Raw genomic sequence first — 24,907 nt, 5'->3', positions numbered from 1 at the left:
TCCAGGTGAAAAAACAAACAATCTCAGGGTTGTTTTGGTCAAATTCAGGCCCGCACCAGAAAATACTGATACTGCCGTAGCGATTGTTGAGTTATTCAGACGTTCCTTAGTTAAACAAGCGATACTTATCCCTGTTTTGGGATTGTATAATATTACTATTGGGCTATTAGTATCTGGATATAGTATTATATCCCAACATATTAGCGAACTAGCGCTGGAAACGCGGTTTTTTGCATATTCACATCGGCTTGCAGATATATTGATCGGTCTATCTATGTGTGCATTTGCATTCGGATGTCTATCGATTGCTAGAGCCAAGTTTACTTTTGCTACCATGTTGGCATTTGGTTTAACTTGGATTTCAGCCGGTATATTTGTTCTTAATAGTCCTCTCCATGATATCTATGGGTTAACTACTATATTGCTCGTAGTCCCGGTACTTTTTGCATTGGAAATGAGGGATTATTACAGGTCTAAGAGATTCCAGAATATTGCTGTGCTAGTTACCTTAACACACGTCATTTTTTTTTGGTTCTATAGTTATGGGTTTATGCCTACTGGATTTAAAGGGCTAACCCAGAGAATATGGGTATTTATTACCTTATCTTGGTATGGCTTTGCGGCTTATCAATTGGTAGCTGTAGCTAACAAGTCAGGTAAATCGGATACTGAAATGCGTGCCGTTACCGAAGGCGTTGGTGCGTCAAGTTAGGCTTGACGCTTATTACGGTGTAAAAGCCCCCGTCGAGCAGGGTTTAACCAACTACCCAAACCGGCCACCGAGCCGGTTTTTTATAGTTGGAGATAGATATGGGCTTTACTGCTATCGTAAGCTTCCCCTATAAGTAGACAGTTTCAAACCTAGCGCATTCTGACAAACTATGGTCAGGAGGCCGACAGTACACCTATGACGAGCACAACCCAGGGTTTTTGAGCTGTCCCCGCCGGTTCTGGCCGGCACGGTGGTGGCCGAGCCGGGCATTTACAATTTCGATATTGACTGCTTTCCCTACCATAGTGAAGTAATCCGTGCCGAGGCTGCCTGATTACGATCCACTGGATGTGCCTGCGTCGCGGGTGCGGATCAATGACTGGCGCCATACACAAAGGGAAGCACCTTTGCTGGTGGACGGCTTTTACCTGGGTGTGGATCGGGAGAGTCTGCGCTGGATGAAATTGCGGTTAGACCGCTGGGGTCAGATGGATACCGCAAGCAGCGCCCAGGTGACCGCCGAGAGCTATCAGCTGTGGCTTGCTCAGAATGACCTGCGCAATGTCTGGAAGAAAAATCCCGGCACAGTGCCGCACTGCATGAGGCGGCGCAGGTGTTTAAGCGTGACGATACTACGCTGCGGGAGCTTAAAAACTGGCGCAGTTAAAAACCCGGCAATAGTAGAATTACCGGGCAAGTGTTTTTCCAAGTTTACCAATAACCGTGTACCAAATTCTGTGTTTCAAGGATGTCGAGCTTATCACGTTCATAAGCACGCGTGTCGTATAGCGCATTACCGAAGACGGTTGTGCGCGCATTGCAACTACTTAAATCTGAATCTATTGACCTTCTACCACGCCCATTATATTGGCAGGGCAAGATAATCGCTACGACACCCAATATCGCCGAGATACTCGAGAAACTCCTATCATCAATTCGAAGTATGCGATAATCCGGGGTGCCGTTGGCAAAGTCGGTTGCATATCTTCCAATGACATTGCTATAGCCACCCCAATTAAGGGTTAATCGGACATCTGAATCCGTCATGGTATAGAAAGGAAGGCTGTCAAAGATATTTCGAATATTTCGCTGAATTTCCCGAAATCTTAATGCCTCCGAAATCAGGGTAATAAATCGAAGCATTGCACGGGCTTCGCTTCGCGTTAAATTGGTGGAGCCCTGCGTATGCAGCGATAAATTTATAAGAGAATTTACAACGCTGGTGGGACTGAACTGGAAAGCATCACTGGTTCGGCCTTCACCGCCTAATTGGGCGATTCTTTCCAATGTTGTGTAAGTGCCATCTTGATTGAGTTGCACTGTTGTAAAGGCCTCTTGGCCGGCTATAGAGATAGTTTGCGGGGCTTGGGGATCGTTTAATCGATAGTAGCGGTTTTCAACTAAAAATCCATGAATATATAAGTTATTGGGGTCCATAATGAAGCGTGGGGTTTCAGCGTCGGTTAAACCGGCTATATCCAGACCCTGAATCCTGATTGCTCGATAAACTGAAGTAGAATCGCCACGTAACACGCGTAAGCTGGTGCCGGATTGCTGTATCTGGCTCACTTGAGAGGTAAGATTGGCATTGTTTCTAATAGAATTCAGTGAAGTTACGTAAGATTGCGCACTAGTTAGGTCCAAGTTCTGTTCGATAGTATTATCGACAGAAAAGGCTGAGACTGAAAAAATTAATATTGAAACTGGAAAAATAAAATACAGTAGTCGCTTCATAATTGAATACCTTATATATTCTATACAGAATGGATAAGCGCCTGTAGAAAAGTCCTTTTGGTGCAAAGCCTGATTTGGCTAAGACCCGTCTTTTGGGATCGCTTTGGACAGCTGTGCCCGTTGTGAAATAGACGGGTCGAGATTTATACCCTTTTATGGATTGTCTTGGTCGTAGCGTACGGCGATTACTGAACTTGGATTAGTACTGCGGCTTATGCAAAGGTCAATCGTTTTGCCTACCGCAAGTGATGCAAAAACTGCCTGAACCATTTGGTCAAGAGTGGCTCTTTCGGAAAGGCTAGCACCTCCCTGTATTGTATAGACTGCATCAGTGCTGCTATTGCCAAAGTAGAAACGAAAGAAACTGCCACCAGAGACGGATGGATATACAGTGGTGACATCAAAATTATGAATATAAATATTGTTATCGGCAACACAAATATCTTCAAAGAGCTGTAAACCTTGAGCATTGGCGAAGGTGGCTGAAAGAGTTGAAAGAAAGAAGAATCCGAACTTAATTGCTGCTTTCATAACGATACTACCTGTTTTTAATCTAAGGCAAATAATCAGTTTTATAACAACTGATATAATTTATTATGAATCAGGAATAAATTCATTGCAATGGATAATAATTTTATTCTTGAAGAATCACAATTCGAGACTTTTAAATTCATTTACAATAAATTGCTTAATAGCTCCAATAAATATTTTTAATTGGCAGTTATAAATTATCGGATGGCTATCGTGGCTTTACAGTGTAAATGTAATTATACGTAATTGTGGATTGCTGAATGATTTCAGAAATTATTTGCGGATGTGTCTTGATGCTTGAAGTCTATGGTGGTGTTCTTTGAGCTGGATTGTTTCAATCCTCTATATAGTCGGCGCTTACAGCTCTTATCGATTAATCCTATTTGTAAATCTTTCAGTTGAAATAATTTTCCAACTTGGTTTCCTTTAAACGGCCAATCGAGGCTATTAGTGCGTGCTGCGCTCTCCAAGATATTTTTGCATAGGTTCGTTTCGGTGCGGCCAATGGCCGTGTTTTTCTGTTTACTGATAACGACAGTTAAGGCTGTGCAGTAATGCAAGCGTGACGATGTCACGCTATGGCAGCTTAAGAATTTCACAGGCGAGGGTAGGCAGGGGTCTAAATGACGCCCAAAATTGGGGCTTAACCCGATTTTTATCGTTTAGATTTGGCGCTAAATAGTGCAACACAGCCTGTTATTTCAATATGATAGCTTGAAAATCTATCCGCAAGGTGGCTCTCCAAGTCTTCCCTGCAGTCTTCCGTATTGGAAAAAATGCCTTTGTTGTTGTAAATGGCCATTAATTTCCTTGCGGCGGCATTCTTGTGAACGCCCTTTGACAAAATCGTAGAGCCAAACACAGTGCCTGACGGTGAAAGTTTGGTGATAATGTGATCCAGGGCCGATAGCTTCTTGGGTAATCGACCCGGTAAGCAGTGAAACAGGTAGTTAAGGGAGATCGAATCAAATTCAGGGGTTGCTATATCGATTTCATCGAGGACATTACATTGAAATTGAATTGGGTTATAGCGGGCAACCCGAGTGGCCGTAAAATCCAAACTGTTTTGATTCAGATCCATTAATCCCAAGCGAATATTCTTGGATGGGAATCGGCATTTATCCAGGAAATATCCTGTGCCGACACCGACATCCAGGTGGTTTGATGTAAGGTGTTGATTGAAATGCTCGAGAAGTCTGGGAGTAGGACACTGCCAAATAAATCGATTGGACAGCCCCAAGACCCATAGATCATACAGCCATAGAACGGACTTGGAATAAACCGCCTGTCCCTGTTCAACTTCCTTTGTAATGGCCATATGCATCCCCCGCCAGTCTGGTTGTTGGATCGGTGACTATACCGTACTGACATATTGTATGCAGCTTATTTTTATAACAATTCTCCCAATTAGGAATGGGGCGTTTTAATGCTGGAAATTCAGTCTCGCCAAAACCTCCATAAGTTTGCATGGTCAGTCGAGCCAATCGGTGCACGTTGCGGTGTCATGGATATTTTTTACACATATTCTGTGTGATTTGGCCAATGGTCGCGCCTTCCTAATGACCGACGACGACAGTTTTTGAGTGCTGCACCCGAAAATTGAGGTTGCGGTAAAGGCGGCAATGCAATTCGCTCTTACATGCCGCAGGTTAAGCAAATGGCACTGGCCGTTGGCGCAAAGTAATTACAGTTCTGGACGGTGTTGCCGGCGCTAAACCGATTGACCCGGCGCCTGGGGTTTGAGCCCCATCGCACCGAGGGTGATTTTACGATCTGGAGGATGCCACTTTGATTGATTTTAGCGACAAGGCACTGATGCCGGAACTGCCTGGTGCAGGAGAATTTGAAACCTTTCAGCCTTTTGGATTGAGGCGGTTATTCCATAAGGGTGGTGACAACAAAATCAAAGCGACCGCCGACGAAAAAGCTTTTGCGAATGTGGTGGCGCGAAAAGCGATGAAGGATTAATGTACAGCACCGCGATTGTGCCCAGGTCAGAGGTAGTGAAGCGGATCAAGGCGGATCGCGCCTACCTGGAGATGGTGGCGGGCCAGTTGGGGCTGCCGGCGGCCGGAGAACTGGAGGTGCTGCACGAGTTGAACCAGCTCGACAGCAGTGGCTTTGAGAAGCTATGGGCGATTACCGCCCCCACAGACCCGGAGGTGATCCGGGTGCAACGCAATGGCAAGAGTGCCTATTACCGGGTCAATGATCCGGCGCTGCTGCGGGGTATGGCGCACCTCTCCAGTGATGGTCTCAACTGGCTGCCGATGCGTGCCGCCCGCTGGTTCAAGCGCTTGCTGACCACCGGTGTGACCAGCAGCCCGGACTTTATGTTGCGCAACCTGGTGCGGGATGCGGCCCACGGTTGGGCAATCAACAAGGATGGATTCGTATTCGGCAAGGACACCTTAAAAGGTATCAGCGCCGCCTATGCCGAGGACGAGCACTACCGCGAGCTGATGTTTACCAACGCTTCCTTCCAGGGGGGGTACGTGCATGGCGCAGACCCGCAGGCCACAGCCCCATTGATCCGCCGCACCCTGGCGAAAAAGGGACTTTCCCGCGCGGAGATCGACAACCATATGGACAGCGTGATCGGTGTCGGGGAGTTCGGCTGGGCCAAGGTTCAGAATGTCTGGCAGAAGTATCGTGAACTGGGTGACAAGCTGGAGAACGCCAATCGCCTGGCCACCTATAAGGCGGGCCTGAAAACGGGCAAGTCCAAGGCACAGGCCGCCTTCGAGGCCACGGACTTGATGGATTACTCGCTGCGCGGCAATTGGGCGGCGATGAATGTGCTGACGGATGTGGTGCCCTTCCTGAATGCCCGTCTGCAGGGTTTGTCAAAACTGGTGCGCGCCGCCGACTTGAAAGGGGAGGGGCATAAACCCTGGTCCTGACGAGCCGACCCGCTGGTAGTCAAAGCGGTGGCCAAGATCGCCATGTTTTCGGCGGTGCTGGCGCTCTTGAATGATGACGATGAGCGCTACCAATCGCCGCCGGATTGGGAGAAAGACGCATACTGGCACTTCTTTGGGGGCGAACATCACTTCCGCCTGCCGAAGCCTTTTGAAATCGGCATTAGCGCCGGCACGATTCCCGAACGCATGATGCACACCTGGATTTATCACAGAACACCGTGACAAATTGACTCAGCGTCGCACACTCAACCAAGTCAGCCGGCGCCTTAGCAAATTACGCAAGCGACGCGAGGGAATTTTAGCCGAAGATATTCCACGTAAGGCTAAGCAACTAAAACTGGATGCGATTCAAAAGCGGATCAATGCGGTATCAGCAAAGGCATCTCAGAGTACTGAAGCTATTTTTAATAGCTTAATTATATCGACTTGTCATGCATCCATGGTGGCTGGTGTGCTCACAGTATTGAATGTGTGTTAAGTCATTCCCCTAACCTTATGCAGTTCACTTTGTCTCTGGGTGTAATGGCGTGTAATTGACTTTTTTGAAGACTTATCGAAAATTCCCGATCGCTAATTTCAGCAATTTTCTAATAATTTATAAAAGGGCATCAATATGGCCGATAAGAACGCTCAAGCTCCCGAATCTGAAAGTACCGCTTCGGACGATCCACTTCCCGGACACAAAGGAATTCCCTGCAGCTTCGGCGAAGGACGCAATAGCGACGACTACGATTTTGACAAGGCGGGGGGGGATGCCTACGAGCTACTTGTGGCCTGTGGGGACCGCAATCTGATCACCTTCAACATCTCCCACGATAAGGTCGGCCACGATTCGCGCTGGTACTCGGGTCTCAAACAGGGCACCGTAGACGGCGGGCACAGCGACCATCACAGCCTGTACGTGAGCGGTGCTAGCTACAGTGGCAAGTATCCGCCAAAGTATTTCTGGGTTCGCGCCGGCAAAGTTGACAAGGACGGTGAAGCGCCGTCCCAGTGGTCATCGTACCTGCGGTGCTCGTTCGGCGATGGTCGCAACAGCTGTAACTTCGACTTCGACCAATGGCAGGGGAAAGCCGGCAAGTTCGAGATTGATATTGCAGTAGCGGACCCCAATGCTGTTGAGTTCAATATCTCCCACAACAAGGTCGGTCACGACACGCGCTGGTACAGCGATCTGCGCAACGAAAGCCAAATCCCGAACTCCAAAAATCCCAAGCATACGCCCGGGCACAAGATTTACGTCAGTGGTGCAACCTACTCTGGCAAGTGTTCACCCGGACGTTTTTGGACATTCGTGAAGCCTCTGGCCGAACGCAACCCCGTGGAGACGCTGAGCGAAAAGAACGCGGCGGAAGTGATTCAAAAGCTCTCGCCGTGGGTATTCGCCGACAAGAACGCTTCGTATTACATGACCGATGTAGAGGACTACATCAAGGCATCCAAGGTGTCCGTGGTCCACGACCACGTAGTCGTCAAAGTGTTCGACGAAGCACTGCCTGTGTTTCGCGATCCCGCAATGATGCCGGGCGGCACTTCTCAGGTGCTTGTGTCTCCTAACATTCGCGGCGGTAACCACGCCGCGGTGGTGGGTAACACCATGCCGGTGTACGCAACGCTGCTGGCGGTCCCCAAAGACAGCGACCACGTGGACATTGTGTATCGCTACTTCTGGGCATTTCAGGGACAGACGTTTCTCAGCATTGGCGGCCACGCGCCCAACTCCGCTCACACCTCGGATTGGGAGAGCATCGTGGTGCGAGTACCCAAGAAAGACTGCCTCAACCCAATCAACTACTGGACGTCACGTCACGGAACCCTTCGAGAGTCACCCGGGCTCGTCGACACCATGTCTAAATTCAGCCTCTCCACTCGCCATGCGGGTGGTCCCGCCGGGAATGACGTGGGATGTTTCTACTCGGCACAGAACACCCACGCGATTTACTCGAACTCTGGGGACACCACGGTGGAGGTGGTCACGATCGACTACCATCGCACCAGTAACACCTGCCTGAAGGGAGGCGCTACCAAGGTGGTGTACTCAAACGTATACCCGGAACTTGCCAAACCCAACGCAGACCTCTACCAGCTGCTCAAATGGCCTCACGATTGGGGACTCCACGTTCCGGGCGGCCCGGGCAGTATCTCCGACGATCCCGCTGTCACGAAGTCCTGGAAGACAGCAAACGGGCGAAGGGACTGGACGTCCAGTAAGGCGTAGCTGGCGAAATTCCAGACTGAACGCCTCCTGGGCGCGAAGCAGTGCAAGCGCGGCCGGGGGGCGAAAAGTCGGTTGGTCGATGTCGGATTTCGAGAACAAAAAAAAGGGCCCGAAGCGTGCTCGAGAGCACTGCCACGGGCGGTGTTTGCCAACAAAGTTTTCGCGTCCACTGATCAAGCGGCCAGGGATTTACACTCGGCGGCTGCGAGAAATTGACTCAGCGTCGCACACTCAACCAAGTCAGCCGGCGTCTGAGTGAATTACGCAAGCACGCGAACACATTTTAGCGGAAGATATTCCAGTAAGGGTAAGCAGCTAAAACTGGGTGCGATTCAAAAGCGGATCAATGCGGTATCGGCAAAGGTATCTCAGAGTACTGAAGCCGTTTTTTAAAGGCTAGTCATATCGATTTTCCATGCCATACATTGCCACAGTTTCCGTTCAAAAGGTTGAGCGTGAGTAAAGTCACCACCCCACCGTGATGCGGTTCACTATATATCAGGTTGTAATGGCGTGTAATTGATTTTTGATGATAAATTATATGAAATGCGGGGCAGATAATTGAGGGATTTTTTAGCTGAGATAAAGAAAAGCAACAAAGCCTTTTTATAGCTCAGATTCAGCTTGTAGGTGCATATCTTTAGTGGGGTAGAGAAGGCGGCTAGTTGCCAGTAGGCTTCGAGCTTTCTAAACGGGAAACGATGATTATCTATGGTGTGGCCCGTAATGAACGGTTGAGAACTTTAACCGGAAATGATCCGCTAACATGAGAAAGAGAAAAAATATGGGAAAAATACTATGAGTAGAATTTTAGCTTTATCACTCATATTTATATCTATAAGTTGGATTGGTTCAGACCAAAGCTGACACATCTTCTTGAAAAGAAGGGGGTTACCGGTTTTGATGAAGGTGACCAAACCTGAAACCAAAACCAAGGATAAACCCCATGATTGATACTAAGAATTGCATCATTAAAAACAAGTTTGGGTTGCTTAATCTTGAGCAAGCACTCGGCAGTATCTCCAAATCCTGTAAGTTGCTCGGTGTATCGCCAGATACCCTTTGATGATACCAAGAGGCGGGTTGCAGTTCCGGCGTGGACGCGCTGCTGGAGAAGAATCGACGATGACGGCCAATGTAAGAGAAAACAATGAACTGTCCAAATTGCCAAGTTAAACTTAGTAATTCGGCTCTAAAGCAGGCCTATTTTGCATGCTCTGAATGTGGGCGTAGCTTAACGGTACGAAATTTTGGATTTTTCATATGGACTACATGTATAATTTTGCCATTTGTTTATTTAATAGTTGATAGCCTTAAGATAGGTAAAGCTTCCTTATTTTTTATACTTCTCAATACTGTCATTGTGTATCTTTTCTCAGCTAAATTCTTTTTGAGATTAGAAATAAAAGAGCCTCGGCAGTAAAATTAGTGGGCCAATTTCACCTCTTACCACTTTGGTATTTATATCGGAAACCTATTTCAGCAATACTATTTGTCAAGTCTTGGAAAAGCGGACTAATATTTTTTATTCACGCTAAATAATATTAATTAGAATACTTCTTTTATTTGGTACTTATGTCTAAATTTTATTGTCTTCTACGTGAGGTGTTTTAAGAGAAAAAATGTAGAGGAATGGAAAAGGTTGGTACAATAGTAATTCGGAAATTTTAACCCTGTAACTCATAAATCTGTAATTCTATAAGATTATTTATGGCAACTTAGGGCTGCCTAAGATGCGTGATAAATACTAATTATTAGGTCGCAGGCATTGATTTGCCAGAGTTGAAATTGTCCGAGGTGTTATTGTATTTCATAATGTATATATAGGATTATAATTTTGAAAGAACTGACCATAAAAAAATTTCTGCAAAATACTGTGTTGAAAAATTTTGTCTGTGGCATGACTTTAATCTGCGCATCGACATCGGTTCAGGCTGATACGATAAGTACAAAAATAGACCTGGGTGCACCGTTTCCCTTTAGGATGGAAGATGGAGTTAAACACGAGGTGGATTTAGATATAGGGTATAAATTCGATTCCATCGAAAAGGTTTGTATCAATGCTGAACCTAAAAATGGAGATGCCACGACGGCATTTTTAGAGGCTCGGGGCGAGCCTGTAGATCCTCCCCTTCTGTCTGTTGGCATATATTCCATAGTACCGATCGTTTATTCCGTTGATGCTCCAACTCCAGAAAACCCCAATCCTTCGCCACAGATAGGAAGCATCATATTTTGTGACAGTACAAATGGCGTCTTGCCGAAAAACTTTCTCGATGGAGAAGGTAAGTTTACGCTCGGTGTGTCCGGTGGTTATATGGAGTTCTGGGACTTTGAGCTGGTTGTCGAGGGTGATGTCTCTGATACCCAGTTGGCGATTTTGCTAGACGAGCCTGCTCAATTTTCTGTGCCTTCCTACGGAGGAAGAGTCAACTATGATGCAAGTATTCGCAATTTAGACTCTACACAATCTTTGGTTACATTAAAACAATGGAGCGTACTAAAATTTCCCAACGGGGATGATTATCCCATTCATAAATCACGAGATATCGTGTTGAATTATGCTGAGGCAAAGGACTTTACTCGAACTTATCTCAACATACCAGCTTGGTTTGAGGCTGGGGATTACGAACTGATCTGGTATGTCACTGATCCAAGCACTGGGACTCGGGTGAAAGACAGCCTGTATTTCACAAAAAGCGCTGATTAAGTCCCTTTTTCAACCTTTTATAAAATGATAGGCTCAGAGTAAAAGTTTGTCGTTTTTTACCTGCAACCTGATGTACTTTCTCCATTAGAAGCAGGTGGCTGATTTCGATAAAGTGAGATCAGCTCCCGCACCAATTCCGTCTCTTGCCCCCATGATACTCATACCCGAGGCCAGTACCTAAAAGCAGCTGGTCCAGTTGTTAACTCAGGACATGGAGGTCTATAGTGGTGACCTTGAGTGATCAATTAATGTACAAAATTCTAAAATAGTGGGCAAGGCGCTTGATATTGGGCAATTCCAAACACCCAGCTATCCCCTTATTAGAGGGCCACGAGCTGGCAATTATCCGCTATTGATTGCGCCTCTATGTCGCCATGAGAGCGCGTTTAATTGTGGCTTTCAGCCCGGCACCGTTGAAAGTATCTCCGAGGGCCCGATAATATTTTCCAGCCTGCAGTTTTTGCGTATTGCTCACTTGCCGGCCCCGGGTCGGTTTTCCTATATCTGCGACCCCGGCAATTGCCCTTAGCCTGATAAGGAGGTTAGTGTTGATTCCCGCCAGAGTTGCCGTATACTGGATTGTGATGGGCACTGAAGGGCAATGCTAGGGAAAAATTCGGCCGTGCCGGGAGAAGGCACAGCCTGCTCATAATAATAAATGCCTGCGCGCTTAGTCAACGCAGGCCCCAGGCCGGGAACTATATTCTCTATGCAGATACTTAACTATTTCCAGGAAATGTTTCGAATTGCAGCTGAAGGGCAAGCTCAGGGTATTTTGTTTTGGATTTCAGTATATATATTCGTTATCTGCACATACTCTTTGTGGTTTCAGGTTCGCAGCAGAAGCTGGCCTTCGACGAAAGGCAGGCTTGCGAAACTGGGAACAAAAAAATTAGGAGCGAGCGAATGGGCAATTTCGGACCAGGACTATATTGGCGACGCGCTTTATACTTATTCAGTGTCGGGCAAAGAATATGAAGGATCCAGAATATCCCCCTGGGTATTTGTAGCCAGCCATAACGCACGGTTCCTGTTGGAGAAGCAGCAAGCCAGTATCCAGGTTGATCCTAACGGATGGGTGAAAGTCTATTACAATCCCGGAAATCCCAAAAAAAGCTTTTTGATAGTCGCTGGAAAACTTGGGATTGTTGTTACCATGCTGGTAAGCATAATACCCTTTGTTCTTTACTGGTCAAAATTTTATGGATAGTGCGCATAGCCAGTATCCGCAGAGACAGTCTCCAATCGCCTTAGGTGCAATAGTACAATCGCTTTATAATGCGATATATATCATTTAACCGGCGCGGGGTAAGTTCCCGCACCAGGTAGCCGTAGAGCCAGGGCTTCGCGAAGAGAGCGCTTAGTAAATTATTTCAGCTGAAGGTATCCCGGCTAAAATATTTGATCGCCTAAATCACCTCCAAACCCGACGGGTGGAGTTTTTTACTGTTTGACAGTTCTGTATCCGTAGTGTGAAGAAGAACGCCCACTTAAATGACAACTAATTATTCGCGATGGATAAGGCTTTAGCCAGGGTTTCCTTGAATTTTGGGAAATTCTCAATTTGGGGTAGATGCCCTAAGCCATGTAATTCGTATAATGTTGCATTGGGTATTATTTTAACGGCTTTTTTGCCCAGCAGATCAAACCTACCCAATTCATAATCGACGCCTGGTTTTTTCCAGTTCCTCCCTGGTGCTGTGCGATCCCGGGTGCCAATAATTAATGTGACTGGAACCACAAGATTTTTGAATTCGGTAATTACCGGTTGAGTGAAAATCATGTCATAGGTTTTGGCATTAACCCATGCAAGCAGATCCTTATCAGGTCCTGACAGCTGTCCAATTTTGTAAGTAATAAGTGATTCATAAAGATCCTTCCATTTGCCATCGTAATAATTTCTTCTCTGGTAGTTCCTTATCTTCTCAGCAGTATTCGATAGTTCATTCTTGTAGAAAAAATCAATGTCTTTGTATTCTACGTACTGTAAATAATTCTCGAGTCCTATGGGATTTATCAATATCAATTGCTGGGTAATTTCAGGGTATAATAAGGCGAAGCGACTGGCAAGCATTCCACCCATTGAATGACCGACAACAATAGATTTTTTAATGCCTAAAGCTGCCATTAATTTCCTGGTATTGTTTGCTAGTGCTGCAAATGAATATTGATAGCCGGGTGGCTTTGAAGACTTGCCAAATCCAATTTGATCCGGAATCAGCACGCTATACCCTTGGGACTTCAAGAACTTTGCTGTCGATGCCCAGTAATCGCCTATAAAGTTTTTGCCGTGCATCAAAGTAACCACCGGCTTATCCGGATCGCCTTCAAGGTAGGTATAGGCCATTTTTAAGGTTGTATTTTGTGATTCAAATGGGAAGTAATTTACGTCAAACGTATAGCGGTAGTTACTCAACAGTGCATCGTAGCTGAGTTGTGATCCATCTCTTTGCGGTTGTGCGTAAGCAGATTGAAATAGTAATCCGAGTAAGAAAAAATTAATCAGATTGAATTTGAGCATAGATTCCTCGGCAATAATGGCTAGGGCCTGTTGACACTAAGTGAGATAGCCCTGCTGCTACTGATTTTGTGGCCTGTAAGGCAGGAATAGCGCTGTGTGGTGGATCCAAATAAGCAATTTCTAACGCCGCAGGGCGCGAAACCAGCGGCAGGGCCTCGGGTTGTGCCAGAAAAGGCGCCACTCTTCGTTGCTCGTCGCTCATTTGAACCAACCAAACCGGGCTCTTCTTGCCTCGATTGGCACCTTTTCTGTCACAACGGGGCCAGCTCAGTTAGTGTCAGCACCCCCTAGCTCTATTGACTCGTTGAACGGAAAGGGCGTCGCAATAGGCTGCCAGCTTGATAGCTTACGACAGCGGGATAGGCTGGAGGTTTCAATTGATCCTGACTCGGTTGGCCGCCGTTGGTAATTGACCGCAGTGGCGAAGTAGCGCCTCCTTTGGCGTCAAGATCTGGTTAAAAAATGTACATTCCGGTCTTATAAACACCGGGTGAGCATAGGATCATCGAAGGCTGGTGGGAAATGGCGTGGGCACAGCTGCTGTGGGTACTGATGAGGCCGATAAGAGGAGGACGAGACAGATAGACAGATTCCCGGCGGTATATTGCTGCCCGTTAGCTCAATATTCAGGTCGTGCCCATAAGTTTGGCTGTATCCTATTTTGTCTTGCTGTCGTGACGCTTAGCCCGCTTCTCCATAAATTCACCCATTCAGAACTTCTCGACGTTCCTTATGGTGCGATGGCTTTGGAAGTTTAGTTTTGCGCATTGTATTCCGAGGGCCCGTTCCAGGGTGGCTTTTTGTGCGTGAAGGCTGTAAGTGTCTGCTCTCCCTCAAGTAAGGGCATTACATAGAGCCAGTGGACCGCACGCATCTGACTGCGGTCCCTCTTCTTTCTGCCAACCCCATCGTTTGCTGCAGGTCCGGTTGTGCTTCGATGATGAACTTGACACTTGATCTTGACAGTCACACTGTATATATTATCTGTCATGAAAGAGAACGAGCGTTTATTCACCCTGGATGAACTTGGGAGTCTTGTGGATCTGCCAAGGCGGACGGTGCGGTATTACATCCAGATGGGGCTGGTGGATCGACCTGAAGGCGCCGGCCGCGGTGCCCACTATACGACCCAGCATCTTGACCAGCTCCTGGAGATTCGAAAGTGGCAACAGGCGGGGCTGTCCCTAGACCGTATCCGGGAGTTGCTCAGTAGGCGGGGGGAGGAGGTCCTAACGCCTCCGCCCAGACCGCGTCAAAAGGGCTCAGTAGAGGTTTGGAGCCACGTGGTCATCAATGACGGCGTGGAACTCATTGTTGATCCGAAGAGAGCGAACCTGACACCGGAAGAGGTTCGGGAACTCGCTACAGGAATAATGAATCTTTACGAAAAAACCTGCTCAGGCAAGGAGTAACCTTCATGACAACCGCCGCTGCTGTACTCGAGCCCGTAGGTGAGGCACGTGTTGCCCTTGAGTCCGTTGATGTCCAGTCGAGTTTACGAGGTTTGTATTCGGAAGTTCTTGTAGCGCAGGCCTATAGGAATCTGGAGAACATCAATGTCGAGGCGGTCTACACCTTTCCTCTTCCGTTGGACGCGGTGTTATTGGACCTGGTGCTGGAGCTTAATGGGAAGACGCTGCGCGGCGTGGTACAGCCTAAGGCCGAAGCTGAGGGGAGCTACGAGGACGCCATTGATGAAGGTGATTCCGCTATTCTTTTACAGCAACTGGAGCCAGGCGTCTTTACATTAAATGTCGGCAATATTCTGCCCAACGAACATGCTGTTGTCCGCTTCAGATATGCCCAATTGCATCGTTGGCAGGGCAAAAACCTTCGGTTTCATCTTCCCACTACGATTGCCCCCCGATATGGGGAACCCGCCGCTTCTGGAATGGCTCCTCACCAAATACCCGAGTATGCGTTGTCAACTGACCATGGATTTTCACTCGTTGTTCAAATCCATGGTGCGCTGGCAAAAGCGGATTTCGATTGTCCAACACATCCAGTTGCTGTATCCAATAGTGACGGTGCCAGGGAAGTATCCCTTTCGGGAGGAAGTGCTTTGATGGACCGGGATTTTGTGCTGGTTATGGAAGAGCCTGCTGAAGCAGAAATTGAGGGATTCTACGCGCCCGATGATAAAGAGTATGTTGCACTCGCGTCCTTTCACCCGCAAATCCCAGAGGATGTACCAGAATCACCTCGCTGTGTGAAGTTGGTGGTGGATTGTTCCGGTTCGATGAGCGGGGATTCCATTGCACAGGCTAAGGCGGCCCTCCGCGAAATTATTTCTTTGCTCAAACCGAACGACTATTTCAATCTAATAACATTTGGATCGACGTTTAACCTGCTGTTCCCTGAGCCGGTCATTGCCAATGAGGACAACATCAGGTTAGCTGCACAATTTGTGGAGCAGATAGATGCCACTATGGGTGGCACAGAAATCGGTGCGGCGCTGACTGCCGCCTATCGGTGCGGAAAGATTGAGGGTCTGCCAGCAAATCTTCTGCTGATTACCGATGGTGAAGTCTGGAATCACGAACAAATCGTTAAGGATGCGCAGAAATCAGGCCATAGAATATTTTCAGTTGGTGTAGGCAGTGCTGTCTCTGAAGCATTTGTCCGCAGGATAGCTGAGACAACCTCCGGAGCCTGTGAACTGGTATCTCCCCGGGAAAACATGTCGGTGCGCATCGTGCGGCATTTTCGACGAATTGGCCAGGCAAGAGCCGAATCAGTGCGTATTGAATGGCCAACGGACACAAGTCGTCAGTTTCCGGGTGAAGTGGAGACAGTGTATACGGGCGATACACTTCATGTATTCGGTTGGTTTCCTGAGATTCCCGTTGGAAAGGTGCGGCTGGTTATGGCTTTCGGAGATGGTTGTACGTTCACCCAGGAGGTGACCATTGCAACGGAGCGCACAAAAAATGAGATATTGCTTACGGATCTGCCCAGGGTAGCGGCTAATGCCCGTTTAACCACGCTAGAAGCCAGGGAAGCCACGGAGCTGGCAGGGCGCTATAAACTGGTGACAGAGCATACGAGTTGTGTTTTGGTGTTTGCTAGGGAAGAGGATCAAAAATCAGGAGAGGTTCCTGCGCTTTGCAAGGTACCCCAGGTCTTGGCCGCGGGTTGGGGCGGTATGGGTAGTGTTAAACACTGCGCTATGGATCTGGATGAGCCGTTCATGCGAAAACGCAAAAGCGCTATGCGTGTAGATTTTAAGCAAATGGAATTGTGCGATATGGACCTGGACTGTCTGGATACTCCACATTTCCTGCGCCAGGAAACGTCGATGAATGTTCACCCGCTGGTTGCGTCACTGAATGCACGTTATCCAGATACCAACGCTGGGACACTGGACATTGCAACAATCGCTGAACTGATGGTACTCGGATTGGACCATAAAGCTGCCGAAGCTCTGTCTGATCGCATCGGCACGCGGCTCTCTGAACGGGATATTGTCGTTGCCTACCTTGCGATTTTTGCGCGCAGCGACTCTGGGAAGGGCCTTTCGCGGCATGTGAAACGGTTGATTCGAATGGCGGATAGGGCCAGGGTATCTGATAGAGTGTTAATCGACCGGGATTAGGCAAGTCATCAACGGCTGGATTGATAACCTGTATTGGTCTATTGTTTGGCAACATTTAGAGAATTGGAAATTTATGATTTAACCGATGACCTGGACACAACACTTGATGGTGAGTGGAGACATTTTCTTAATAATATTTTGTATTATTCAGCCGAAACGGCCTCCCAGAGCAGATTGCAATACTTATTGCCAGTGAATTTTCAGATCAGGAATTACTCAGTGGTCAAGAGAGTAAAAAGCTGGGCAAAGCAATAGAACTTATGGATAAGGTTAGCCCAAATTTTGCACCACATGTACGGACGAATAGCTCAAGATAGAAGTATACTAATGAGAACTGGCATGAGATAGGATTTAAGAAACTGACTTTGGAAAAGGGGTTCTAATTCAGTTCTTTTCCCAGAAAACCATATTCATAGAATAATGATGGTGGCGATCGTCATATAAAGGTTATGAGCAAAACGAGAGGGTTTGGTATGGCATGGATTTACTTATTTGTTGCCGCCCTATTTGAGTGCGGTTGGGCAATAGGCTTGAAGTACACCAATGGCTTTACAAAGCTTTGGCCTTCAGTGTTGACTATAATTGCAATGATTGTGAGTTTTCAGCTTTTATCACTGGCTATCAAAACGATTCCCGTCGGTACCGCCTACGCGATATGGACCGGTATCGGGGCAGTAGGGGTTGCTATCCTGGGCATGATACTTTTTGGTGAATCCAGAGATTTTGCAAGAATTCTATGTGTTGTTTTGATTGTATCGGGTGTAATTGGCCTAAAAGTATTTTCAGGGCAGGCCGCAGCATAAAAAAGAGATTGACGATATTTATTAAGGCGCTAGATATCTGGGAGCCTCTGAACCTCAAGCGTGATATTGATTTGGCTGTTATGATTGAGCGAGAACCGTGGATGATCGAGGCAGGTAAAATAAAGATGCTTCGGTAAGTAATTCCTGATTCGAAGAGGAGAGATTCTTCTGTCGAGCGATAAGGTTATCCATTTTAGAAATGGGATTTTCAATGGGGCAAGCGAACTGTTTGCCAGGGTAAAAGAGAAGTCAATATTATGGGTAACCTGAACTACCTAAGATTCACTGAAATCAATCCTGATGAATTTTTGCCGATACTCAACAGCGAAAAAATAAGAAAACACTTGATCGAACACGATTTATTCACGATTGATACCTTGAAGGTATGGATGGAAGCCAAGCTTGAGGTCGATGGTCAGTCTGGTTGTCGAGTTAGAGCCATTGTTTTTGAAGGTTTACTAGTTGGCTGGTGTGGAATACAGCTTGAGGGTGGGAAGTACGAGCTTGCTATTATTATTGATGATCAATTTTGGGGGCTGGGTAAGCAGGTGTTCCGAGATTTGATGTTGTGGGCAAGAGAATTTGGACATAAAGAAGTTTCTATGAATTTGCTCAATACACGACGCGACTATAGATTTTTAAATAAAATTTCAAAGCGTGTACGTGACGCTGAATTATATGGGCAACAATTTACTGAGTACCTTTTGGAGATTAAGTAGAATTTAGTAACCAGAAAAACCGATAAGTTTCTGCGCCCGGCCAATTCCAGATACGAATCGATTGCACCCTTGTCATGAAACGCCAAAAACTGTCTAAACGGGCTTTCAAGTCCAGTGTTAACGAAAGTCAGGTTGTTTACTCGACTACTGACTCTCTTAAGGAAGTTAATGTCCGATATACCCCGGTTGGTTCAGGTTCGATTCATACATCGTCCATTAGACTCTCCAATATATTTTAGGGGCGTTCAAGTATCAACCCAAGCGACCAACCATTAAAGAGTTGGGTAAGCCAGGAAAAAACAAGAAGGTAACACGACGTGAATAGTATTAGTTTTCGGTGCAAAGATCAGGCTAGACGATAGGGTTTTTATTGGATACAATTCTATTTTATGCACGCCTGTGACAAGAAATACTTCATATTCATCCTTAAAAAGATAAAATTAGGGATATTTACTAAATGATTAATAAAGTAAGTGTAGGTTTGCTAGTGTTGTTGACCAGCAATTTTTCTTTTGCAGAACCGACAACCGATCAAACTCAAAAGTACATTACAGATATTCTAAACGATAAAGAAATAGTAACCTCCAGGATCAAATCTGAAAACTTAACGACCTATTTTAAGGGGGCAAGTTTCCCCAGGCAATGCACTCTAAAGATTCGATATGAAGCAACGCAATGGACCTTGGAAAAAGAAAATAAATATAGATATTCTATAGATTTCTCTAAAGATCGTTACGTCATCGATGGTCGGTTAAATATAAAAAATCCAAAGGGGAAGTCTTCAATACTTGTTCAATGGGATTCAATTGAAATCGGTGATGACTGGTACCAAGACCCTAAGCGATCCTACGACAAAAAGGAGAGCAGTTTAAAACTATTGGAAAATTCCTGGCTCAAAAATGAATTAAATATTTCTTCCTACTACCGGGAAAAACTTCATTCAGCATTTAAGCATCTTGCTAAAATTTGCTACAAAGGTAGTGATCAGGAGCTGTTTTAAATAATTATTTATTTAAGGTTTCAACTTTAAATTCTGTTGTTTTAAAAAAATAAATGGAGAAAATTTAATGCGTAAAATTGCATTGACAATTGGTCTTTTAGTAGGTGCTTCCACATCGACTGCGGATGCTTTAGCAGATGAATATAGTAATGGTTGTGCAAGACCAGTCGATCAGAATGGTTATAGTTGCATCACTACGCAGCGCGGTTTAGGCTCCAATAGTCATTATCTTTATATGTCGAATAGTTGTAATAGTGATATCAGGGGTAGAATTTGTTTCCAGGTTGTTTCTGATGACAGTAGAAAAGAATCTAGCTGGTACTGCAAGAAAACCTTCACAGCTAAAAAGAAAGAGGATAATAAGTTAAAAACCAGCGATCGTGGGTGGACCTGGAATGGTGTTTATATGCATGCAGATGTGGCTGTTGCATCCGGGGAATATCGACTAGGCGATTATTGTTTCGATAATAAGAAAGAGTTCGTTGCTAGCCACAGTGACGATTTTTTTAAAATTTGGAAAAAATATCGTTGATACCCAGAGTCTTTAGAAAGCAAAGTAAAAAGGAGCATAAGGCTCCTTTTTTGTTAAATTGGTTTTCTAAAAAGCCAGCCGCAAGCCCTGGAAAACTCTATGTTGCAATAGGGTTTATTCTCTCATCTTGTCTCGATCGCAGGCTAACAGGGTAGGAATGCGCCGATCCCCCCTTCTGCTGTGGTTCTTGGTTCCAAGTGTAAATCCAGTGCAGAAATCATATGGCTCAAGTTCATTGAAGTTTGTTATTCCATTTGCACATACAATTCCTCACAGGTTTTGGCGCCTCTGCGAGTGTTGCTAAGTAGCCTGTTTCTCCGGCCAGCCATAAACAGGCAGATCATATTTGGCAAAGCTCGCGCAGGCTCAGAGGGTTGGGTCCCAATCCAGCTCCAAACTTGTATCGCAAAGTATTTATGGCCGTAAATTTCATAAATCTCAAGGAGGCGATACAATAAAAGCGATATTCTCGCGAAGGGAATAGATTGCGCAATTGTTACAAAGAGCCAAAGAGCTGGCAGAGTAGATTCTCAGGAAAAATATAAAAAGTCAGTTCGCTTATTTAAATGAACTTATCATAGAAAGTTGGTCCCGATAAATCCTGCTAATTCAGGCACGATTCATACTTCGGTCATTATACTCCTGATTAGAGTTTAAAAGGACTCAAGTATCTATCCAAGGAATTTATATATGAACGAGTTCTGTACAGGCTGGGAAAATTTGAGAAGGAAACACAGCCTAAATTCTGATTGGGTTAATACTATCTGTTATCAAGTCATCAGAGGATAAACCATGAAATTATTTGCGTTCTTACTCGTCGCGGTTGCATCAAGCTCAATGGCACACGACAGATCTTGGGTGTCGGCCACAGGATTTACTTCCTTCTCGGACTACAGCCACAGGGCAGCGCTTAAAAGTGCGAAAAGAGATGCGCGTTCAAAGCTACTAATGCTTTGTAGTTATAAAAACCATTCGAAAGTAGTTAAAAGAACTGTTGCGGTAAAAAGCAAGAGCTGTACAAAAAGTAGAAGATATGGACGTAGAGGTTTCTCGCATTACTGCGAAGTGACTATGGCATCCAAATGCAGAGGAGGGACGAAATATTCCAGTGTAGTGGTTAATCAACTTTAAATAATCTAATTCCCTAGGAGATGGTAATATGGAATTTAAATCATCGTTGTACTGAGTATTTATTATTTCTTAAGCGATACCTAGGTATTCAGGTAAAGCGGCAAGTTATTTAAGATAAAAGATGGCTGTAGATACAAAGAAAGTATAAAGCAAGTGGTCGGCATGGTCCCAGTGGGACCAGTAATGTCATTATAATTTTCGGGTTGGGAGGGTATTATGAAAGCAGTAGTTTTATTTTTCTTGGTCTTTATATCGTTACAAGTGTTAGCTAACTGCAATAACGAATGTGCTGCAGAGTACAAGCAGTGCTCAGAAAAGTGGGAGGGTATTCATCCCTCTTGTGGTCCCCAATACAAGAAATGCTTAGCCATTTGTCCACCACCAGGGGAAGCCCTAAATGTTTGTACAAAGGACTGCTATGACCAGTCCTATGCCTGTAAAAATAAATGGGAGGGGATTCATCCCGGCTGCAAGTCAACGCTAAAAGCTTGCTTAAAGCGGTGCCCATGATTCTAAAAGGTAAGCAGTGCCATCTTTCGGCCTGGGGCGTGCTAAAGCGCGACGCTAGTTTGGCTATTCCGGCTGCAGGACAATTAAAGTGATTCTGGCTAGATAAATGCTATGCGTGAAACATGCCCTGAGGGGATTTTTGTTATGGAAACAGTTCCTGAATTTTCCTGACAAGGCTGTTATCTGGAGGAATACAAGCACAGGGATTTACATTTTACCACTTGATTGCCTCGGAATAGAAAGTATGACAAAAATAATCTTTATAATAATATTCCTGACGGGTTGCACTAGCCAACAGTGGAATGAGATTGCCGCCGTTGTGGCTTCCGCTTCTGGTTCAAGCTACCCAAGCCCACATATATCTGATACAAGTTATCGAATATCACATACAGCTGCTTCACGTTACTCAGGCTCCTATGAATCGCGTAATGTTAAATTAATGTTATTTGGCGGGAAAAATCATAAAACCTATTTAGGCTGTATCAGTTGTTCAGAGTATGACACTGATTCAGTTTTCAACCGCTACGGAGCTTATGGCAGTAAATACTCATCAACCAGCATTTACAATAGTTATTCAGACTATGGTTCTCAATATACCAACTATAGTCCATGCAACCAATACGCTAGTCACCCGCCAATAATCATCGATGATGATGGTGATTTTTATGGGGCTTTAACAGTCAATCCATACAACCCAGAAGCAACCACTGACGGAAAACTACTTGCATGGCTTACTGGTGTGTGTGGTACAAATTAAATTCGGTGACACGAGCGCAGAAACGGAACCACCCAAAACACGTCCTCCGCAAAAGCCATCTTATACGTTATTTGCATTGAGATAAGGGAATTAGGGTGCTTCTGAGCAACTATCTTCAGCTATTTTCTGCGGTAGTTTCCGTATTTATTGTAGTGCTTATTTTTATAGGCTAAAGCCTTTTAGAGCAGTCACTGTCATTCCCAGGCAGGCCCGGTGCGGGCTTATCGGACTCCGCTTATTTTTTGATCAGCAGGGCAGCAGAAAGTGGTCCTGGGATTGTTATGGCAAGCCCCACTTTTTGGATGGCAGGTTTCGCTGGCAGACTCAGGGGCGAGAATCAGGACCTGGCCCCGAAGTTCTATCGCAAAATCCAAAAGCCTAATTGATTAAATTTCATACCGCCTTGCAGCCTTCGCATTAAACATGGGCAGCTCCATAGGGCAAGCCGATTGCGGAAAAGTCACAAAATGCCAAATACTGCCCAACCGGTGTCCAAGCCCAATATCAGTGAAAGTCAGTTTGTTCGCTTATAGGACAAGGCCCTGAGGAAGGCTAGTATCCCATACAGTCGCCTGGTTCAGGTTCGGTTCATACATGGGCCATTACAATCTCGAACAGATTTTTGGAAATGTTGATCTATCAATTTACAGCCATCAACAACGAACAAGCCCAGTAAGATTACGGAAAACTTGAGAATGAAATACGGCTTAAATTCGCATCAGCCAAAACACCAAATTATCCCTTTCAGGACTACAAGGGAGGTCACAATTCGCGCCAATATTATGGTACTCTTCAAGGTGGTAGGGGCAGGCCAAGAGAATAACTAGTTTGGTGCTGACGGGAAGCTCTGGACCTGACACTCATCCGCCTGTCGCCAATGGATAAGGGGCCTGTTATTGAGCAGGGACTTTGCAAATAAAAAATTGGGGTGAATAAGTGAGATTCAAAGTAGTATTTTTGTTTTTATTTTCAACAAGTGCCTGGGCAACTGAGGTCAAGTTGGAATGTACTATCAGCGGCAAGAATTTCAGTCGGGAAGATACAAAGGAGTATCAAATCACATTTGATGACAATGAACAAAGAATTTGTACGGTGTATCCATGTAAGCGTGCTAGTACTTATAAAATGAATGAAACAATTTCATACGCAGGTTATGATAACGAGAAAGTTAGTAACACCGTAGAGACCTGGTCAAAAGATATCATCGAATTTAGATCCCGCCTGGGAGGCAGTACTGGTGAGTACACTCTGGATCGAACTTCAGGAACTCTGAGTAATGTTTACATAAATAGGAAGTTTGAAGTTAGGGTAAATATGAAAGGGCCCTGCAAGCTGGTTAAGAAATTTGCGAATGAACAACAGCGTAAATTCTAACTAAATTAGCCTATTCTTGGCAGACGGGTAGTGCTTATTGCCGTGTAGACGAGATTGCCTTTAGGTTTGGATAAGTTTAAATCAATACAATTTTATTTTTGGCGGAAAGTCATATAAGGACTAGAAGATGAGAGTACTTCTAATATTGTTCATGGCGGTTGCATCAAGCGCCTTGGCCCATAATAAGAGCTGGATTTCGGCCAGTGGTTCCAGCTTCTACAGCCAATTCCATGATCGCCAATCTGCGCTTGAAAGCGCAATAAATGATGCGCGAACAAATTTAACAGTTAATTGCGCCAGTATAAAACTTGGAACGGTGGTTGAAAGAACCATTGAAATAAGTGATAAAAGTTGTGACAAAAGAAAAAGACAAATAGGTGATGGTTTTACGTATTATTGTCGAGTGACCATGGCTGCAAAATGCGCTGGAAGTACAGAATCTTCTGGTAGTGTTATTAATATATATTAATTCCATTTATTTCTGCGATTGTTGCTATAAAGCCGGGGGCCAAGGTTTGTGAGGCACCTTCAGTTTTGATTGCCTGAGGATTATAGCCAACTATAGAAGAAAATAATTAACGCTCGGATTTTTACTTTGCATAGATTTATCGCGAAGGATGCGTTGTGAATAAAAACCCTGGAAGAGAAGCTATGTAAATGATGCCGCCATGTACGGTATCCCGGCTCGCTAAGATGAAGAATAATCATGATTGTGCCGGCCAATATAAATTTTAGATTTATCAACAAAGGAGAAAGCAATGAAAATTTTTACTAACATCTTAGGTTTAACTGTCGTTACCCTGTCAGCTATGTATGTTGGAGCTTCCACTGCCAATGAAGGGGAGATGTCCAATGAGAAGAAGGGAGAAATTCTCGGAGCTGCTGTGGGCGCTTTGACAGCACCCGTTACTACGAAAGGTGGTTCAGAAGAAATTGGTGAACATGTTCAGGATTTCCAGGATGCCTATGGCGCTGCCGGCAAGGAAATGGATGAAAAGGAAAATTCCGAAAAGAATGGTGATTAATATTAATCCGGCACGCTTATAGTTCTGTATAATGGCAGCATGAATAAAATAGATGCTCGAAAAATACCGGCTTCCGCTCAAGAAGAAAAGCGCCGCACAGCTATCAAGCTT

At 45.4% G+C, this 24,907-nt stretch carries 21 protein-coding genes and 1 pseudogene; 18 read left to right on the top strand and 4 right to left on the bottom strand.

What is annotated here, in order from left to right:
• The coding region (locus ABVT36_RS17185) for a DUF998 domain-containing protein (RefSeq protein WP_368457647.1) at nt 1–712 on the top strand (712 nt) is incomplete at its 5' end.
• 711 nt (nt 713–1,423) lie between these two features.
• Here the strand turns inward: ABVT36_RS17185 and ABVT36_RS17180 are convergent.
• From ABVT36_RS17180 to ABVT36_RS17170, 3 genes are all read right to left on the bottom strand, one after another.
• A complete protein-coding gene (locus tag ABVT36_RS17180) occupies nt 1,424–2,446 on the bottom strand; it encodes a ribosome-inactivating family protein (protein WP_368457646.1) in 1,023 nt (340 codons plus the stop codon).
• Nucleotides 2,447–2,599: 153 nt separating this feature from the next.
• Nucleotides 2,600–2,977, bottom strand: a complete 378-nt coding sequence (locus tag ABVT36_RS17175; RefSeq protein ID WP_368457645.1) for a hypothetical protein — start codon at nt 2,975–2,977, stop codon at nt 2,600–2,602.
• A gap of 655 nt (nt 2,978–3,632) precedes the next feature.
• Nucleotides 3,633–4,295, bottom strand: a complete 663-nt coding sequence (locus ABVT36_RS17170) for a class I SAM-dependent methyltransferase (protein ID WP_368457644.1) — start codon at nt 4,293–4,295, stop codon at nt 3,633–3,635.
• A gap of 470 nt (nt 4,296–4,765) precedes the next feature.
• Here ABVT36_RS17170 and ABVT36_RS17165 point away from each other — a divergent pair, with 470 nt between their 5' ends.
• The 6 genes from ABVT36_RS17165 to ABVT36_RS17140 all read left to right on the top strand — a co-directional run bounded on the left by ABVT36_RS17165 (nt 4,766) and on the right by ABVT36_RS17140 (nt 12,039).
• Nucleotides 4,766–4,945, top strand: coding sequence for a hypothetical protein (locus tag ABVT36_RS17165; RefSeq protein WP_368457643.1), 180 nt, complete (start codon nt 4,766–4,768; stop codon nt 4,943–4,945).
• A complete protein-coding gene (locus tag ABVT36_RS17160; RefSeq protein WP_368457642.1) occupies nt 4,945–5,880 on the top strand; it encodes a hypothetical protein in 936 nt (311 codons plus the stop codon). Before ABVT36_RS17165 ends, ABVT36_RS17160 begins: the two co-directional genes overlap by 1 nt.
• A 27-nt stretch (nt 5,881–5,907) precedes the next feature.
• Entirely contained in the window at nt 5,908–6,123 is a 216-nt protein-coding gene (locus tag ABVT36_RS17155) for an LPD38 domain-containing protein (RefSeq protein WP_368457641.1), read from the top strand.
• 391 nt (nt 6,124–6,514) lie between these two features.
• A complete protein-coding gene (locus ABVT36_RS17150) occupies nt 6,515–8,119 on the top strand; it encodes a hypothetical protein (RefSeq protein WP_368457640.1) in 1,605 nt (534 codons plus the stop codon).
• A 1,837-nt stretch (nt 8,120–9,956) separates the two neighbouring features.
• A complete protein-coding gene (locus ABVT36_RS17145; protein WP_368457639.1) occupies nt 9,957–10,829 on the top strand; it encodes a hypothetical protein in 873 nt (290 codons plus the stop codon).
• 709 nt (nt 10,830–11,538) lie between these two features.
• Nucleotides 11,539–12,039, top strand: coding sequence for a hypothetical protein (locus ABVT36_RS17140; RefSeq protein WP_368457638.1), 501 nt, complete (start codon nt 11,539–11,541; stop codon nt 12,037–12,039).
• 291 nt (nt 12,040–12,330) lie between these two features.
• Here ABVT36_RS17140 and ABVT36_RS17135 read toward each other — a convergent pair whose 3' ends face one another.
• Nucleotides 12,331–13,350, bottom strand: a complete 1,020-nt coding sequence (locus ABVT36_RS17135) for an alpha/beta fold hydrolase (RefSeq protein WP_368457637.1) — start codon at nt 13,348–13,350, stop codon at nt 12,331–12,333.
• A 989-nt stretch (nt 13,351–14,339) separates the two neighbouring features.
• Here ABVT36_RS17135 and ABVT36_RS17130 point away from each other — a divergent pair.
• The 11 genes and pseudogenes from ABVT36_RS17130 (at nt 14,340) to ABVT36_RS17080 (ending at nt 24,796) form a co-directional block, all read left to right on the top strand.
• Nucleotides 14,340–14,762, top strand: a complete 423-nt coding sequence (locus ABVT36_RS17130; protein ID WP_368457636.1) for a MerR family transcriptional regulator — start codon at nt 14,340–14,342, stop codon at nt 14,760–14,762.
• 5 nt (nt 14,763–14,767) lie between these two features.
• Nucleotides 14,768–16,945, top strand: a complete 2,178-nt coding sequence (locus tag ABVT36_RS17125) for a VIT and VWA domain-containing protein (RefSeq protein ID WP_368457635.1) — start codon at nt 14,768–14,770, stop codon at nt 16,943–16,945.
• A gap of 161 nt (nt 16,946–17,106) precedes the next feature.
• Nucleotides 17,107–17,262 (top strand): annotated as a pseudogene (locus tag ABVT36_RS17120) (DUF6058 family natural product biosynthesis protein); the annotation flags it as partial.
• 156 nt (nt 17,263–17,418) lie between these two features.
• Nucleotides 17,419–17,748 carry a quaternary ammonium compound efflux SMR transporter SugE gene (gene sugE, locus ABVT36_RS17115; protein WP_368457634.1) on the top strand — a complete coding sequence of 110 codons (330 nt, stop codon included), beginning with the start codon at nt 17,419–17,421 and terminating at the stop codon, nt 17,746–17,748.
• Nucleotides 17,749–18,005: 257 nt separating this feature from the next.
• Nucleotides 18,006–18,467: an N-acetyltransferase gene (locus ABVT36_RS17110; protein ID WP_368457633.1), complete on the top strand. Its 462-nt coding sequence runs from the start codon at nt 18,006–18,008 to the stop codon at nt 18,465–18,467.
• 457 nt (nt 18,468–18,924) lie between these two features.
• Nucleotides 18,925–19,467 carry a hypothetical protein gene (locus ABVT36_RS17105; protein ID WP_368457632.1) on the top strand — a complete coding sequence of 181 codons (543 nt, stop codon included), beginning with the start codon at nt 18,925–18,927 and terminating at the stop codon, nt 19,465–19,467.
• Nucleotides 19,468–19,534: 67 nt separating this feature from the next.
• Nucleotides 19,535–19,999 (top strand): hypothetical protein, encoded by a 465-nt coding sequence (locus ABVT36_RS17100; protein ID WP_368457631.1) that lies wholly within the window; start codon nt 19,535–19,537, stop codon nt 19,997–19,999.
• A gap of 1,885 nt (nt 20,000–21,884) precedes the next feature.
• Nucleotides 21,885–22,397 (top strand): hypothetical protein, encoded by a 513-nt coding sequence (locus ABVT36_RS17095; protein WP_368457630.1) that lies wholly within the window; start codon nt 21,885–21,887, stop codon nt 22,395–22,397.
• A gap of 936 nt (nt 22,398–23,333) precedes the next feature.
• Nucleotides 23,334–23,771, top strand: coding sequence for a hypothetical protein (locus ABVT36_RS17090; protein WP_368457629.1), 438 nt, complete (start codon nt 23,334–23,336; stop codon nt 23,769–23,771).
• Between the two features lie 127 nt (nt 23,772–23,898).
• The gene (locus tag ABVT36_RS17085; protein WP_368457628.1) at nt 23,899–24,240 is read left to right on the top strand and encodes a hypothetical protein; all 342 of its coding nucleotides are present in this window, start codon (nt 23,899–23,901) and stop codon (nt 24,238–24,240) included.
• Nucleotides 24,241–24,529: 289 nt separating this feature from the next.
• Entirely contained in the window at nt 24,530–24,796 is a 267-nt protein-coding gene (locus ABVT36_RS17080) for a hypothetical protein (protein ID WP_368457627.1), read from the top strand.
• The last annotated feature ends 111 nt before the right edge of the window (nt 24,797–24,907 follow it).

Source organism: Microbulbifer sp. TYP-18 (genome assembly GCF_040932045.1).
GTDB lineage: Bacteria > Pseudomonadota > Gammaproteobacteria > Pseudomonadales > Cellvibrionaceae > Microbulbifer.
The sequence above is the reverse complement of the archived record's forward strand: the minus strand, read 5'-3'. Positions and strand labels throughout refer to the sequence as shown.